At 72.0% G+C, this 14,999-nt stretch carries 16 protein-coding genes; 9 read left to right on the top strand and 7 right to left on the bottom strand.

Translation table 11 applies throughout. The features are described 5' to 3' along the window. Positions 1-40: 40 nt before the first annotated feature. The 5 genes from AOM02_RS03300 (at position 41) to AOM02_RS03280 (ending at position 5,421) form a co-directional block, all read left to right on the top strand. Positions 41-1,339, top strand: a complete 1,299-nt coding sequence (locus AOM02_RS03300) for a glutamyl-tRNA reductase (protein ID WP_228373096.1) — start codon at positions 41-43, stop codon at positions 1,337-1,339. A gap of 113 nt (positions 1,340-1,452) precedes the next feature. Continuing rightward, positions 1,453-2,448, top strand: coding sequence for a FecCD family ABC transporter permease (locus AOM02_RS03295; RefSeq protein WP_062296611.1), 996 nt, complete (start codon positions 1,453-1,455; stop codon positions 2,446-2,448). Further along, positions 2,445-3,476: a FecCD family ABC transporter permease gene (locus AOM02_RS03290; RefSeq protein WP_062296608.1), complete on the top strand. Its 1,032-nt coding sequence runs from the start codon at positions 2,445-2,447 to the stop codon at positions 3,474-3,476. Before AOM02_RS03295 ends, AOM02_RS03290 begins: the two co-directional genes overlap by 4 nt. Continuing rightward, positions 3,473-4,267: an ABC transporter ATP-binding protein gene (locus AOM02_RS03285; RefSeq protein WP_062296606.1), complete on the top strand. Its 795-nt coding sequence runs from the start codon at positions 3,473-3,475 to the stop codon at positions 4,265-4,267. Before AOM02_RS03290 ends, AOM02_RS03285 begins: the two co-directional genes overlap by 4 nt. Positions 4,268-4,323: 56 nt before the next feature. Next, entirely contained in the window at positions 4,324-5,421 is a 1,098-nt protein-coding gene (locus AOM02_RS03280; RefSeq protein WP_062296604.1) for an ABC transporter substrate-binding protein, read from the top strand. A gap of 27 nt (positions 5,422-5,448) precedes the next feature. Here AOM02_RS03280 and AOM02_RS03275 read toward each other — a convergent pair whose 3' ends face one another. From AOM02_RS03275 to AOM02_RS03265, 3 genes are all read right to left on the bottom strand, one after another. Continuing rightward, positions 5,449-6,102, bottom strand: coding sequence for a DUF998 domain-containing protein (locus AOM02_RS03275; RefSeq protein ID WP_156156059.1), 654 nt, complete (start codon positions 6,100-6,102; stop codon positions 5,449-5,451). Between the two features lie 70 nt (positions 6,103-6,172). Beyond that, positions 6,173-7,468, bottom strand: coding sequence for an RNA 5'-3' helicase PhoH2 (gene phoH2, locus AOM02_RS03270; protein WP_228372671.1), 1,296 nt, complete (start codon positions 7,466-7,468; stop codon positions 6,173-6,175). 437 nt (positions 7,469-7,905) lie between these two features. Beyond that, the gene (locus tag AOM02_RS03265) at positions 7,906-8,670 is read right to left on the bottom strand and encodes an isoprenyl transferase (RefSeq protein ID WP_062296599.1); all 765 of its coding nucleotides are present in this window, start codon (positions 8,668-8,670) and stop codon (positions 7,906-7,908) included. A gap of 87 nt (positions 8,671-8,757) precedes the next feature. Here AOM02_RS03265 and trhA point away from each other — a divergent pair, with 87 nt between their 5' ends. Next, positions 8,758-9,414, top strand: a complete 657-nt coding sequence (trhA, locus tag AOM02_RS03260) for a PAQR family membrane homeostasis protein TrhA (protein WP_062296597.1) — start codon at positions 8,758-8,760, stop codon at positions 9,412-9,414. Here trhA and AOM02_RS14215 read toward each other — a convergent pair. Continuing rightward, positions 9,349-9,609: a hypothetical protein gene (locus tag AOM02_RS14215; protein ID WP_156156057.1), complete on the bottom strand. Its 261-nt coding sequence runs from the start codon at positions 9,607-9,609 to the stop codon at positions 9,349-9,351. The two genes, trhA and AOM02_RS14215, sit on opposite strands and share 66 nt — an antisense overlap. Before the next feature lie 34 nt (positions 9,610-9,643). On the opposite strand from AOM02_RS14215, the gene AOM02_RS03250 reads away from it, so the two are divergent. Together AOM02_RS03250 and greA are read left to right on the top strand one after the other, a co-directional pair. Further along, positions 9,644-10,042: a DUF4307 domain-containing protein gene (locus AOM02_RS03250; protein ID WP_062296594.1), complete on the top strand. Its 399-nt coding sequence runs from the start codon at positions 9,644-9,646 to the stop codon at positions 10,040-10,042. Positions 10,043-10,127: 85 nt separating this feature from the next. Next, entirely contained in the window at positions 10,128-10,610 is a 483-nt protein-coding gene (greA, locus tag AOM02_RS03245; protein ID WP_062296592.1) for a transcription elongation factor GreA, read from the top strand. Here the strand turns inward: greA and rlmC are convergent. Beyond that, on the bottom strand, positions 10,607-11,764 hold the full coding sequence (rlmC, locus tag AOM02_RS03240; protein WP_062296590.1) for a 23S rRNA (uracil(747)-C(5))-methyltransferase RlmC: 1,158 nt from the start codon (positions 11,762-11,764) through the stop codon (positions 10,607-10,609). The two genes, greA and rlmC, sit on opposite strands and share 4 nt — an antisense overlap. 10 nt (positions 11,765-11,774) lie before the next feature. Beyond that, positions 11,775-13,013, bottom strand: a complete 1,239-nt coding sequence (locus AOM02_RS03235) for an AI-2E family transporter (RefSeq protein WP_062296588.1) — start codon at positions 13,011-13,013, stop codon at positions 11,775-11,777. Positions 13,014-13,137: 124 nt separating this feature from the next. Here AOM02_RS03235 and msrA point away from each other — a divergent pair, with 124 nt between their 5' ends. Then, the gene (msrA, locus tag AOM02_RS03230; RefSeq protein WP_062296586.1) at positions 13,138-13,782 is read left to right on the top strand and encodes a peptide-methionine (S)-S-oxide reductase MsrA; all 645 of its coding nucleotides are present in this window, start codon (positions 13,138-13,140) and stop codon (positions 13,780-13,782) included. Positions 13,783-13,961: 179 nt separating this feature from the next. Here the strand turns inward: msrA and AOM02_RS03225 are convergent, their stop codons facing one another. Next, complete coding sequence (locus AOM02_RS03225) at positions 13,962-14,798, bottom strand: Bax inhibitor-1/YccA family protein (RefSeq protein WP_082099589.1); 837 nt, start codon at positions 14,796-14,798, stop codon at positions 13,962-13,964. Between the last annotated feature and the right edge of the window lie 201 nt (positions 14,799-14,999).

Below are 14,999 nucleotides of genomic sequence, written 5' to 3'. Positions count from 1 at the left end.
CCTCTCGGGGTCCCGTGTCAGAATTGGGGGCGTGTCTCTGATGTCCCTCGTCGCCTCGCACCGCAATCGTGACCTCGCCGTGCTCGAGCAGCTCCAGGTCGGCGCCGACGCGCTCGCCGCCGAGCTGATCGCCGCGGGAGGCTCCGTGTCGGGAGCCGTCGTGCTCCCCACGTGCAACCGCTTCGAGGTGTACGTCGACACGGACGACCCGGAGACCGCGCGACGCGAGGTCATCGCGGCGATCGCGCGCGCGAGCTCGCTCGAGCCGGCGACGATCGAGAACGCGATGGCGCCCTACGAGGACGACGACGCGATCCACCACCTGCTGTCCGTCACCTCGGGCCTCGAGTCGATGGTCGTCGGCGAGCGCGAGATCAGCGGCCAGGTGCGCCGCGCCCACCTCGAGGCGCAGCGCCACCACCAGCTCACCCCGCGCCTCGACCGGCTCTTCCAGTCCGCGCTGCGCACGTCGCGCGTGGTCGCCTCCTCCACCGGCCTCGGCACGTCCGGCCGCTCCGTCGTGTCGGTCGCGCTCGACCTCGCGGATGCGACCGTGGGCTGGGACGGCGCGCGCGTGCTCATCATCGGCACCGGCGCGCTCGCCGAGACCGCCGTCGGGACGCTTCACGGCCGCGGCGCGAACGTCGCCAGCGTCTTCTCGCCGTCGGGTCGCGCGCAGGAGTTCGCGCTCCGCCACGGCATCGACGCGGTCGACCTCGACGGTCTCGAGCTCGCGGTGCGCGAGGCGGACGTCGTCTTCGCGTGCTCCGGCGGCGAGTCCGTCGTGCTCACGCCCGCGCTCGTGGCCTCCGCGCGCCACGGCCTCGACACCCCCGTCACCCTGATCGACCTGGCGCTCCACCGCGACATCGCCCCCGGCGTCGGCGACCTGCGCGGCGTCACCGTGATCGGCCTCGACGACGTGGGCGCGCACGCCCCCGGCGAGTCCATCGGCGCGATCGACGCCGCCCGCTCGATCGTCGCGCACGCGGTCGCCCGCTTCGGCGACGGCGAGACCGCGCGCTCGCTCGACCCCGCGGTCGTCGCGCTGCGCGAGCACGTCTTCGGCCTGCTCGAGCGCGAGGTCGCCCGCGTGCGGCCGGCCGCCGGCGCCCCGCAGGAGGCCATCGACCGCGCCGACGAGGTCGAGCAGGCGCTGCGCCGCTTCGCGAAGACGCTCCTCCACACCCCGACCGTGCGGGCGCGCGAGCACGCGCAGGCCGGCGAGGCCACCCAGTACCTCGAGGCCATCCGCGCGCTCTACGGGATCGACGTCGCCGTGCCGGACGACGCGTGCCCCGCGCCCGAGATCGACGCCGAGGCCGGACCGCACGACTGAGCCCGGCGCGCATTTAGCGCACGAGCGCGTTTCCAAATACCTCCCGGATGGGCTAGGTTAGGCAGGCCTTACCGACGCGCCTCGACGCGCGGCCCACCGACCCGAGGAGTGCGATGCGCAAGCGTGCCGTCATCGCGCTCCTGTGCCTCGTGGCGCTCGTCGGGGCCATCGCCCTGTCGCTCGCGGTCGGCGCGAAGCAGATCGACCTCGGCACCATCTGGCAGTCGCTCGCGTCCTACGACCCCGAGGACCCGCTGCAGCGCATCGTCCGCGAGTCGCGCTGGTCGCGCACCCTCATCGGCATCCTCGCCGGAGCCGCGCTCGGCGTCGCGGGCGCCCTCATGCAGTCGCTCACGCGCAACCCGTTCGCGGACCCCGGCCTGCTCGGCATCAACGCGGGCGCCTCGCTCGCCGTCGTCCTCGGGCTCACCACGGGCCTCGCGACGGGCTTCGCGACCCAGGTGCCGATCGCGTTCGTGGGCGCCGGGCTCGCCGCGGTCCTCGTCTACGCGATCGGCGCGCGCGGAGCCGCCGCGGGCGCGCCGGTAAGGCTCGCGCTCGCCGGCGTCGCGCTCACGGCGCTCATCAGCTCCGTCACGTACGCCGTGCTCATGGTCGACGACGCCACGCTCGATCAGTACCGCCTGTGGGTCGCGGGCTCGCTCACGGGCCGCCAGTCGGAGGACGTCGCGGCCCTCGTGCCGCTCGTCGCGATCGCGATCGTGGCCGCGCTGTTCGCCTCGCGCCAGCTCGAGGCCGTGGCGCTCGGCGAGGACGCCGCACGCGCCCTGGGCGTGCGCATCGGCGCCATCCGGACGGTCATCATCGTCCTCGTCACCCTTCTCGCGGCGGCCGCCACCGCGGCGGCCGGCCCCATCGTCTTCGTCGGCCTCGCGGTCCCGCACCTGGCGCGGGCGCTCATCGGCGCCTCGCTGCCGTGGCTCGTGGTCGTGAGCGCGCTCGGCGGCGCGGCCCTGGTGCTGGTGTGCGATGTGATCGGCCGCGTCATCGCTCCCCCGGGAGAGATCGGCGTAGGCATCACCACCGCCTTCATCGGCGGCCTCATCTTCGCGCTGATGTCGCGGCGCATGAAGGTGGTGGAGCTGTGAGGATCCTCCGCATCGGCCCGCTCGGCATCACCACGCACCGCCGCACGTTCGCCGTGGGCCTGGTCATGCTCGCCGCCCTCGCCGCGCTGGTGATCTTCGCGCTCGTGCAGGGCCAGTCCGGCATCACCGTGCTCGACTCCCTCAAGGCCGCCGTCGGCATCCCGGTGGGCGCCCCGGCGGACTTCATCGTCGGCCAGGTCCGCGCGCCGCGCGCGCTCACCGCGGTGCTCGTGGGGGCCATGCTCGGCGTCGCCGGCGCGGTCCTGCAGTCGCTCACCCGCAACCCGCTCGCCTCGCCCGACTTCATCGGCATCAGCATGGGCGCGGGCACGGGCGCGGTTCTCACGATCTGGCTCGTCGGCGCGACGTCGCTGTGGGTCACCGCGGCCGGCGCGGTGGTCGGCGCCCTCACCACCGCCGCGCTGATCCTCGCGCTGTCGTGGCGCCGCGGCATCGTCCCGCTGCGCCTCATCCTCGCGGGCATCGGCATGGGCTTCGTCGCCCAAGCGGTCACGCAGTACGCCCTCACGCGCATGGACGTGCACGATGCTGGCAACGCCCTCGGGTGGCTCGTCGGCTCGGTCACGGGCCGCACCTGGACGCACGTCAGCGTCGCCGCCGCCGTCCTCGCCATCCTGCTGCCGGTGGTCCTGTGGCACGCGCGCTCGCTGCGGACCATGGAGATGGGGGACGATGCGGCACGCGCCCTGGGCATCCCCGTGGGCTCGTCGCGCGCGGTCCTCGCCGTGTGCTCGGTGCTGCTCGCCGCGGGCGCCGTCGCCGTCACCGGCCCCATCGGCTTCATCGCCCTCGTCGCGCCGGCGCTCGCGCTGCGCGCCACCCGCAGCGCCGGCGTCACGCTGCTGCCGTCCGCGCTCATGGGCGCACTGCTCCTGCTCGCGGCGGACCAGCTCTCGCAGCTGATGCCCGCCACCCTTCAGTTCCCCGTCGGCGTCTTCACCGCCGTCGTGGGCGCGCCGTACCTGCTGTGGCTCGTGTGGCGCGCGTCCCGAGGAGGTCCGTCATGACCAGGCTCCAGACCCGCGAGGCCGTCATCGGCTACGGCGGCGCGCCCATCGTCCGCGGCGTCGACGTCGACATCCCCGACGGCCGGATCACGGCGATCGTCGGCCCGAACGGGTGCGGCAAGTCCACCCTGCTGCGCGCCCTCGTCCGCCTGCTGTCCCCCAGTTCCGGCACCGTGCTGCTCGACGGCGAGGACATCCACCGCGTGCCCACCCGCGAGGTCGCCCGCCGCGTGGGCCTGCTCCCGCAGTCGCCGATCGCGCCGGCCGGCATCACGGTCAAGGAGCTCGTCGCGCGCGGGCGCACCCCGCACCAGAAGGTGCTGCGCCCGTGGAGCGCGCAGGACGAGACCGCGGTCATGTCCGCGCTGCACTCCACCGCGCTCACCGACATCCAGGACGTCGTGGTCGACGAGCTGTCGGGCGGCCAGCGCCAGCGCGCGTGGATCGCGATGACCCTCGCGCAGGACACGCCGCTGATGATCCTCGACGAGCCCACCACGTACCTGGACATCGCGCACCAGTACGACGTCATGGACCTGCTGCACCGGCTCAACACCCGGCAGGAGCGGACCATCGTGATGGTCGTCCACGACCTCCACCAGGCCGCCCGCTACGCGCACCACGTCATCGCGATGCGCGACGGCGTGGTCGCCGCCGCCGGCGCGCCGGGCGACGTCCTCACCGAGGAGCTCATCCGCGACGTGTTCTCGCTCGAGGCGCGCGTGCTCACCGACCCCGTCACCGGCACCCCGCTCGTGGTGCCCGCGCACGGGCCCGGAGGCGCGCGGTAGCCGCGACGCCCTCCCACCCCAACCGTCCCACCTACCGATCCCCCGAAAGGACCACCATGCTCACCACCACCACGAAGCGCCGCGCCGGCGCGATCGGCATGGCCGCCGCCGCGGCCCTCGCGCTCACGGCGTGCGCGTCGGGCACCTCCGAGGAGACCGAGGCGAGCACCTCCGCGGCGCCCGCCGCCGAGGAGACCTCGTCGGCCTTCCCGGTCACGCTCGACACCGCCATGGGCGAGGTCGTCGTCGAGTCCGAGCCCCAGCGCGTCGTCACGCTCGGCTCGCACGAGCACGAGTACCTGTACGCGCTCGGCGTCGCGCCGGTCGCCGTGCCCGTCAGCTGGCAGGGCTACGACAACGGCACCGGCCCGTGGGCCGAGGAGGACCGCATCGCGGCCGGCGCGGAGCCCGAGCTCTTCGAGCCCGGCACCACCACGTACGACGCGGAGCTCATCGCCTCGTTCGAGCCCGACCTCATCGTCGCGACCTACCCCAACCACACCATGACGCAGGAGGAGTACGACCTCCTCTCGGGCATCGCGCCCGTGGTGACCCGCCCGGCCACCGGCTCGGACGGCGTCGAGACCGTCGAGTGGGGCGTCACCCTCGCCGACGAGCTCACGCTGCTCGCCGAGGCCACCGGCACCACCGACGAGGCCGAGACCATCATCGAGGACATCGACGCGGCCTACGCCGAGGTCCGCGAGGCGCACCCCGAGTGGGCGGGCAAGACCTCGCAGGTCGGCGGCTTCTACGAGGGCCAGGCCTTCGTCTACGCCGCCTCGGACACCCGCAACCAGTTCCTCGCGAACGTCGGCCTCGACGTCGCGTCGATCGAGGGCACCGACGCCGCCTGGATGCAGATCAGCGCGGAGAAGCTCGACGTGCTGACCGACCTCGACTCGATCGTGTGGCAGGTGGCGACCACCCCCGACGCGCGCACCGAGCTCCAGGCGCTGCCGCTGTTCGACTCGCTCGGCCTCACCGAGAAGGGCGGCAGCATCTGGCTGTCCGACCCGGTCCTCGAGGGCGCGTTCTTCGCGAACTCGCCGTCGTCGATCGCGTACGCGCTCGACGCGTTCGTGCCGATGCTCGAGCAGGCGCTGGACGGCGACCCCGCCACCGAGGTCGTGGAGTTCTCCTCGGAGGGCTGATCGCCCGCACGCCGCACGAGGCCCCGCTCACCGCGCAGGTGGGCGGGGCCTCGTCGCGTCCGCCCGCGGCGCCAGCCCCCGCATCGTCCACGCGAACGCGCTCATCCAGCCGAGCGCGAGCCACATGCCCAGGCGCTGGAGCGCGCCGCCCGCCTCCGGCAGCAGGTCCGCCGCGATCACCGGACCCGAGGCGAGGCTCGCCAGCCCGATCCCGAACGACCACCCGGGCCACCGCGGCCCCAGCCGCCCGTCGACCGCGACCACACGCGCCGTCAGCATCGCCGCCGCGGGCAGGCCGATCGCCCCCGGCGCGCTGAACCAGCCGTGCAGGCGGCCCGTGGCGGTCACGTCGACGCACCCCGCGTCGCACGGCAGGAACGCGACGACGACCATGCCGACCCCCGCCGCCGCGAGCAGCACGACCGCGACGGTCGCCGCCGCACCGGCGAAGGCCTTGCCGTACGCCGCCGCGAACGCGAGGATCCCGAGCCCGAGCACCGCGAAGCCACCCAAGTTCATGGCCCAGCGCACGGGCGAGCCGACCGCTCCGAGCTCGCTCTGGGTGTCCCGGACCGGGTCGTAGCCGTCCCACGCCACGCCCAGCGCGAGCGTCAGCGCGACGAACGCCGGCGGCACCACCGCCCCGACGGTCGCGAGCCCCCGCATCGTGCCCTCGCTCACCCTCCCAGTGTGGCCCGGACGCGACGATGCCCGCCTCCGCGGACGGGGGCGGGCATCGTCGCGGCTGGGCCTAGAGGTCGAGCCGCTCGAGCATGTCGGTGACGAGCGCCGCCACCGCCGAGCGCTCGGAACGCTCGAGCGTCACGTGCGCGAACAGCGGGTGGCCCTTGAGCGCCTCGATGACCGCCGCGATGCCGTCGTGACGGCCCACGCGCAGGTTGTCGCGCTGCGCGACATCATGCGTGAGGACCACGCGCGACTGCTGGCCGATGCGGGACAGCATCGTGAGGAGCACGTTGCGCTCGAGCGACTGCGCCTCGTCCACGATCACGAACGCGTCGTGCAGCGAGCGGCCGCGGATGTGCGTGAGCGGCAGCACCTCGAGCATGCCGCGCGCCATCACCTCCTCGAGCACCTCGCTGGAGACCATCGCGCCGAGCGTGTCGAACACGGCCTGCGCCCACGGGTTCATCTTCTCGGCGGCGTCGCCGGGCAGGTAGCCCAGGTCCTGGCCGCCCACCGCGTACAGCGGGCGGAACACCATGATCTTCTTGTGCAGCCGGCGCTCCATCACCGCCTCGAGGCCCGCGCACAGGGCGAGGGCGCTCTTGCCGGTGCCGGCGCGGCCGCCCATCGACACGATGCCCACGGACTCGTCGAGCAGCAGGTCGATCGCGATGCGCTGCTCGGCCGAGCGGCCGTGCACCCCGAACACCTCCTGGTCGCCGCGGACCAGGCGGACCGCGCCGTCCTCGGTCACCCGGCCGAGCGCGCTGCCGCGGCCCGCGTGGATGACGAGGCCGGTGTGCACCGGAAGCGAGCTGAGGTCCTCGCCGCACAGCGCCGGGTCCGGCGTGGGCAGCGCCTCGTGCTCCCACAGGGCGGCCATCTGCTCGTCCGAGATCTGGATCTCCCGCATGCCGGTCCAGCCGGACTCGACGGCGAGCTCCGCGCGGTACTCCTCCGCCTCGATGCCCAGGGCCGAGGCCTTGACGCGCATCGGCAGGTCCTTGGAGACCACCGTGACGGCGTGCCCCTCGGCCGCGAGGTTCGCCGCGACCGCGAGGATGCGCGTGTCGTTGTCGCCCAGGCGGAAGCCCGACGGCAGCACCTCGGGGTCCGTGTGGTTGAGCTCGACCCGCAGGGTGCCGCCCGTCGCGTTGACCGCGACCGGCTCGTCCAGCTTGCCGTGGCTCACGCGCAGCTCGTCCAGCATGCGCAGCGCCGACCGTGCGAAGTAGCCCAGCTCCGGGTGATGCCGTTTCGCCTCGAGCTCCGTGATGACGACCACGGGCAGGACCACCGCGTGCTCCGCGAACCGCTTCAACGCACGCGGATCGGAGAGGAGCACCGACGTGTCCAGCACGAACGTGCGGACTGCCGTCTCGGCGGCGGCGTCGGTCTCGGTGGCAGGGACGGTGCTAGGCGAGGTGGTCAACAGGGCTCCCAGCGTTCAGGCCGCAGGGCGCCAACCGCCCTGTCGGCGATTGTCTACGTTCGCATCCCAGCGATGCGTCGGTGTTGCGTTACCACGAGGCCGACGCTACGCCGATATCCACCCCCGCCGGGAGACACGCCGCGAAGTGTTCACATAGATGTAACTTGCACCCCGCGCTCGGGCGTGTCCGATTCGTGAGGGGGTGCTTGATCTGCCTGCGGGGACGGCCCCCACCCCGCGCGAGCACCTCTCCACACGGCTCGACCGCTGCTCCACACACGGCTCGGCGTGTCGCGCGCGACACGCCGGGAGCACGCTCGATCGAGGGGTCGCCCGTGTGGAGAGGCGCCGGCGGATCGGCGCCGCTAGCGCCCGAGCCGACGCTCGCGCTGCGAGAAGTCGCGCAGCGCGCGCAGGAAGTCGATGCGCCGGAAGTCGGGCCAGTACGCCTCGCAGAAGTAGAACTCCGAGTGCGCGCTCTGCCACAGCAGGAAGCCGCCGAGCCGCTGCTCCCCCGACGTGCGGATCACCAGGTCGGGGTCCGGCTGACCCTTCGTGTAGAGGTGCTCGGCGATGTGCTCGACGGAGAAGTCCTCGGCGACCTCCTCGAGCGAGTGCCCCGCGTCCACGCCGGCGCGCAGGAAGCTGCGGACCGCCTCCGCGATCTCGTGCCGGCCGCCATAGCCGACCGCCACGTTGACGTGCAGTCCCGGAGCGTCGAGTGTGCGCGCGACCGCCGCGGAGATCCGCGCGGCCGTCTCCTCCGGCAGCAGCGAGGCGTCGCCCACGTGGCGCAGCCGCCAGCGGCCGTCGTCGGCCAGCCGCTCGATCGCCGTGGCGATGATCTCGAGCAGCGGCGCGAGCTCCTTCGGGTCGCGCAGGAGGTTGTCCGTCGACAGCATCCACAGGGTCACGACCTCGACCCCGGCGTCCTGCGACCACTCGAGCACCTCGGTGATCTTGTCGGCACCGCGCTGGTGGCCGTGCGAGGCCGATGCGCCCGTCTGCTTGGCCCAGCGGCGGTTGCCGTCGAGGATCACGCCGATGTGCCGGGGCGGCTTCGCGGTCCGCTTGAGGGTGCGCGCCAGCCGCTTCTCGTACGTCCCGTACAGCAGCGAGCTCAGGCCCATCGACGTCCGTTCCTGGTCGTGCCCGACTTGCGTGCGGGCGGTGCGTCAACCGTACTCCCGCCGCATAACCTACGGTATCGTAGGTTCATGGCTGAGAACCTCCCCGTGCCTGGTAAGCCGCTCCTGCGCGGATGGCTCCACCTGGGCGCCGCCCCGCTCGCCCTGGTCGCCGGGCTCATCCTCACCGCCATCGCCCCCACGCTCGCCGGACGCATCTCGTTCGCGATCTTCACGCTCACGGCGGTGATGCTGTTCGGGACGTCGGCGGTCTACCACCGCGGCGACTGGTCCGACACGACCCGGGGTGTGCTGCGCCGCATGGATCACGCGAACATCTTCCTCATCATCGCGGGGACGTACACGCCGCTCACGGTGCTGCTGCTCGAGCCGCCCACCAGCGTGTGGGTGCTCGCCGTCGTGTGGGGCGGCGCGCTGCTGGGCCTGCTGTTCCGCGTGATCTGGCTGGGCGCGCCGCGGTGGATGTACGTGCCGATCTACGTCGCCCTGGGATGGGTCGCGATCGGCTTCATCGGCCCGTTCTACGAGGCGGGCGGCGCGGCCGTCGTCACGCTCGTGATCGTCGGCGGCCTCTGCTACACCGTGGGCGCGATCATCTACGGCACGAAGTGGCCCCGTGGATCCCAGAAGTACTTCGGGTTCCACGAGATCTTCCACGCGCTAACGATCGCCGGGTTCACCTGTCACTTCATCGCCGCCTCCATCGCGGCCTTCGCCGTCGCCTGACCCCGCATCGTCCGGGGTATCCGGGGACGATGCGGCGGCGCCCTGCTCGCGCTCGGCCGCCTCGCGCGCGGCCTGGGCACGCACCTTGCGCAGGTGCTTGCTCAGCGACAGGAACAGGAGCACGCCGGCGACGACGAGCCCGAAGGTGACGACGAAGGCGAGGAAGCCCGGGCCGCCGGTGAAGTCTGAAGCCATGTCCACCTCTCTGACCGGTCTATCCTGCCTCATCATGAGCACCCCCGAGTCCGAGCAGGACGAGCACGCGTCCGGAGCGCTGCCGCGCCTGAGCCCGCGCCAGTGGATCCTGGTCGCCGCGGGGCTCGCCGCGCTGATCGGCGCGGTCGCCTGGTACGCGCTCGTCGCGGCCCACGAGCCGGTGCGGTGGAAGGACGTGGGCTTCTCCGTCGCCTCGCCCACCGAGGTGACCGTGACCTACGACGTCTACCTCTACGACGAGGTCGACGTGGACTGCGCGGTGCGCGCGCTCAACCCCCGCTTCACCGAGGTGGGCGTCGCGACCCAGCGCGTGTCCTACGCGGACGGCGCGCAGCAGCGGCTCACGACCGCGATCGTCACCACCGAGGAGGCCACGACCGCGCAGGTGCAGTACTGCGTGCCGGTCGAGTGACGGTGTGACGCGGTCCATGCGACTTGGGCCCGTCGCAGGGCCCTTGGTATCGTGGCTCACCTTGTCATACGAGGAGGCAACCAACGTGACCGAGACCACCGGGACCTGGCTGACCCAGGAGGCGTACGACCGCCTGCAGGCGGAGTACGACGAGCTCGTCAACGTCAAGCGCGCCGAGATCGTCAAGGAGATCGACGAGCGCCGCCAGGAGGGCGACCTCAAGGAGAACGGCGGCTACCACGCGGCCCGCGACGAGCAGGCCAAGATGGAGGCCCGCATCGAGGAGCTGCGCCACAAGCTCGCGAACGCGCACGTCGGCGAGATCGAGTTCTCCGGCACCATCGACGACGGCACCGTCGTCACCGCGGAGGTCATGGGCCGCGAGATGAAGTTCCTCGTGGGCTCCCGCGAGATCGCCGAGGGCACCGACCTCGACGTGTTCAGCGCGCAGTCGCCGCTCGGCGCCGCGCTGATCGGCCGCACGGCCGGCGACGAGACCTCGTACGTCGCGCCCAACGGCAAGGAGATCACCGTCAAGGTGCTCCACGCGGAGCCCTTCGGCGGCTAGGCCCGCTCGAGCAGCACGACCGCCTCATAGTGGGCGGTGTGCGGGAACATGTCGAGCAGCCGCCCGCGCACGGGCGTGAGCGACGGCATCGCTTCGAGGTCGCGCGCGAGCGTCACCGCGTTGCAGCTCGAGTAGACGACGGTTCCCACTCCCGACTCCTCGAGCCAGCCGGCCAGCTCCGGGCCGATCCCCCGCCGCGGCGGGTTCACGATCACGGCGTCGGGCACGAGCTCCTGCTCGCGCGCCCACACCGTCGCGTCCGCGGCGACGAAGATCGCCTCGTCGGCTCCGGGCCGTCCGGCGCGCGCGAGCTCCTCGGCGCTGGTCCGGGCGCTCTCGACGGCCTGCTCGCTCGACTCCACGCCGACGACCGCACGGCCGGGCGCGATGCAGTGCAGCGCGAAGCCGCCCACGCCGCAGTAGAGGTCCCAGACCGTGGCGGGCGCCGCATCGTCCACCCATCCGGCCACCTGCACGTACAGCTCGCGGGCGATCGCGGTGTTGGTCTGGAAGAAGCTCTGCGGGCGCAGGTGGAGGACCACGTCGCCCATCCCCATCGCGAGCGACTCGCGCTCCGTCAGCACGATCTCGCGCTCGCCCTCGAGCACGGCCTTGTGCTCGGGGAGCACGTTGACGGTGAGGACCGCGAGTCCCGGCAGCTCCTCGAGCAGCCACGGCAGGTGCTTGCGGATGCGCGCGAGCGCCTCGGTGGAGCGCATCACGAGGCGCGCCATGAGCTCGCCGTTCGGCGCGAGCGTCACGATGACGTGCTTGAGCTCGCCGCTGCGGGCGGGCACGTCGTACGGCTCGAGCCGCGCGACGTGCACGAAGCGGGCGAGCACGGGGAACGATGCGGAGAGCGGCTCGGGGTAGAGCGGGCACTCGCGCAGGTCGACGCCGCGGCCCTGGGCGTCGAGGATGCCGATGGTGGGCTCGTCCATCGTGCCGCCGACGACCATCTTCGCCTTGGTGCGGAAGCCCTGCTCGGTGCTCAGCAGCGCGGGCTCCCACGCGATCCCGTCGGCGCGGTCGCCGATCGCGTCGCGGATCAGCCCCTCGAGCTCGGCCTGCTTGCGCGCGACCTGGGTGGCGTGCGGCACCGGGATGAGGGTGCACGACCGGCACGTGTCCGAGTCGTAGTAGGCGCACTGCACGCCAAGGAGTCTAGGCCGAGGGGTGCTCGTCGGTGTGGTCGTCGTCGTGCGGGCGGCGGCGGATGCGGATCTCGCCGGTCTTGGCCATCAGCGTCTTGATCGCCTCGCGTGGATGCTCGGTGAGGATCTGCCCCGTGTCGGGCGGCTCCTCCTCGCTCAGCTGGCTGTGCAGCGAGCGCGCGAAGGCATAGAAGAACGACACGATCGGGACCGCGATGACCGCGCCCACGAGACCCAGGAGCAGCGTGCCGGTGGCCACCGACAGCAGGATCACCAGCGGGTGCAGCGACGCCGCCTTGCCGAACAGCCACGGGTAGAGGACGTTGCCCTCGATCTGCTGCACCGCGAGCACGATCGCGAGCATGATGAGCGCCTTGGTCGCGCCGCCGTCGACGAGCGCCACGGCGACGGCGATCGCGCCCGAGATGGTCGCGCCGAAGAGCGGGATGAACGACAGCAGGAACACGAAGATCGCGATGGGCAGCGCGAGCGGCAGCCCCAGGATCCAGGCACCCAGGCCGATGCCGACCGCGTCGATGAACGCGACGAAGACGCTCGTCTCGGTGTAGCGCCTGAGCGTGAGCCACGCGCTCATGCCCGCGCGGTCCATGCGCTCGCCGCGACGCGTGGGCTGGAGGTTGACCAGCCACAGCCACAGCTTGCGGCCGTCCTTCATGAAGAAGAACAGCGAGAACAGCGCGACGATCGAGCCGGCGAACAGCGAGCCGATGGCGCCGGTGACCGAGAACGCGCCCGTGGCGACGCCCCATGCGTTGTCCTGCACGGTCTTGGTGACGTTGTTGAGGCCGTCGTCGATCTGCGCGCGCGACAGGTGGATGGGCCCGTCGACCAGCCAGTCGAGGAACTGGTTGAAGCCCTTGACCGCGGCCTGCTGCAGGTCGTCGAAGCCCGCGACGATGGAGGACCCCGCGGCGAAGGACAGGCCGAGCACCACGGTGACGAGCGCGAGGATCGCGAGCGCGGCGCCCGCGGTGCGCGGCACGCCCCACTTCTCGAGCCTGCCGACGAGCTGCTCGAGCGGCGCGGCGATGAGCAGCGCGATGATGATCGGCAGCACCACCGAGGCGAGCGTGGTGAAGCCCGTGAAGAAGACGTAGATGACGATGCCGACCACGATGAGCCGCCACGACCACGCGGCCGACACCCGCAGCCACACGGGCACGTTCTCGGCGACGACGTCCGTGGGAACGTCGTGCTCGGAGGTGCCCTCAGGCGCCGAAGGAGGCATGACGCGAGCCTAGCGCGCGCATCGTCCGGTCCCGGGAGGCGGCCGCGCGGTCTACGATGGCGGGTCGTCCCGGCCGGAACAGAACCGGGGCGGGGCACGTTGGCCAACGGGGAAGGGAGCGGTGATGCTCGGACTCGACAAGACGACCATGATCACGCGGGACGAGGCGCTGACGGGGCGCGACGCGGAGATGCAGATCGCGGACCGGCACGTGGTGCTCGGCACGCCCCTCAAGGGCCCGTGGCCCGAGGGCCACGAGGTGCTGTACGTGGCGATGGGCTGCTTCTGGGGCGCGGAGCGCATCTTCTGGCAGATGCCCGGCGTGTACTCGACCGCCGTCGGCTACATGGGCGGCTGGACGCGCAACCCGAACTACCAGGAGACGTGCACGTCGCTCACGGGCCACACGGAGACCGTGCAGGTGGTGTTCGACCCCGCGCAGGTGTCCGTGGAGGAGCTGCTCGCGGCGTTCTGGGAGAACCACGACCCCACCACGGCGAACCGCCAGGGCGGCGACATCGGCACGCAGTACCGCAGCGCGATCTTCGCGACCACGGACGCGCAGCTCGAGGCCGCGCAGGCCTCGGTCGCGCGCTACCAGGAGCGGCTCACCGAGCAGGGCTTCGGCGCGATCACCACGCAGGTCGCGCGCGCGGCGGACGCCGGCGACGGCACGTTCTACTACGCCGAGGACTACCACCAGGGCTACCTGCACAAGAACCCCGGCGGCTACTGCAACCACGGCTTCTGCCAGGTCAGCTACGCGTAGCGGTCCCGCCGCTCGCCCGTGTCGCCAACCGGCGTATCACGCGCGGCTCGGACCGCATCGTGCCTGGTCCGGCAAGGTGTGACTGCGCACGTACGCCGGTTGCGTGCGCGACCGGCGGCGTAGCGCGACCCCGGACATGACGAAGGCCCCCTCCGAGGAGGGGGCCTTCGTGCTGTGCGCTAGTCGCGGCTCGAGGCGAAGATCGCGATGATCCGCAGGAACTCGATGTAGAGCCACACGAGCGTCACGATGAGGCCGAAGGCCGCGGTCCACTCGAGGGCCTTGGGCTGGCCGCTCTTGACGCCGTTCTCGATGAAGTCGAAGTCGCCGATCAGCGAGATGCAGGCGAGCAGGATCGCGATCGCGCCGATCGCGAGGCCCAGCGGGAACGTGAAGCTGCCGATGGTGATCTCGTTGCTGTAGAGGCCGAAGCCCTGAGCGTTGTCGCTGAAGATCACGTAGCCGATGTTGACCAGGCCGAAGACCAGGTACGACACCGCGCCGACCATGAAGATCTTGCGCAGCTTGCTCGTGTAGCGGACCTTGCCCGAGCGGAACAGCGCGAGGCACACGAGGAACGTGATCGCCGTGGCGACCAGGGCCTGGAGGCCGGCGCCGGGGACGTCGAAGCTCTGCTCGATGCCGACCGTGATGGCGCCGAGGAAGAAGCCCTCGGCGACGCCGTAGAGGCCCACGACGACCGGGTTCGCACCCTTGCGCTGGAAGGTCGCGACCATCGCGAGCACGAAGGCGACGAGGCCCGCGCCGAGCGCCATCATGTAGGCGATGGCGGACTGGCCGGCGACGACGTAGCCGACCGCGCCGGTGGCGATGGTGATGAGGCCCAGGATCGTGGTCTTGCTGATGACGCCCGAGTAGGACATCCGCTCCTCGACCACGTAGCCCGGGGTGCCGGCCGGCGCCTGGTACTGGCGCTCGAGGTCGGCTGCCGTCGGCTGCGCGAGCAGGGGGTCGGCCTTGAACTCCTTGGCGTTGCTGAACACCGGACTTGCCACGTTTCCTCCTTGGTGGGCGACCGCTCCAGTCTAGACGGGGCCCGGGCGGCGCCGACCAGAGGGGTCGCTCACCCAACGTCCCAGGCTCGCCCCGTGTTGCACCCGCCCCCGGCCGGCCCCGCGGGCCGGTCGGGGGGACGATGCGCGAGTCCGGTTCTGTTGTTTTCTGTTGCTTTGTTTTTGGTTCTGTGTTTTGATGTG

The sequence above is a fragment of the Demequina maris genome (assembly GCF_000971155.1).
Taxonomy (GTDB): domain Bacteria; phylum Actinomycetota; class Actinomycetes; order Actinomycetales; family Demequinaceae; genus Demequina; species Demequina maris.
This window is presented reverse-complemented; position numbering and strand designations above follow the sequence as displayed.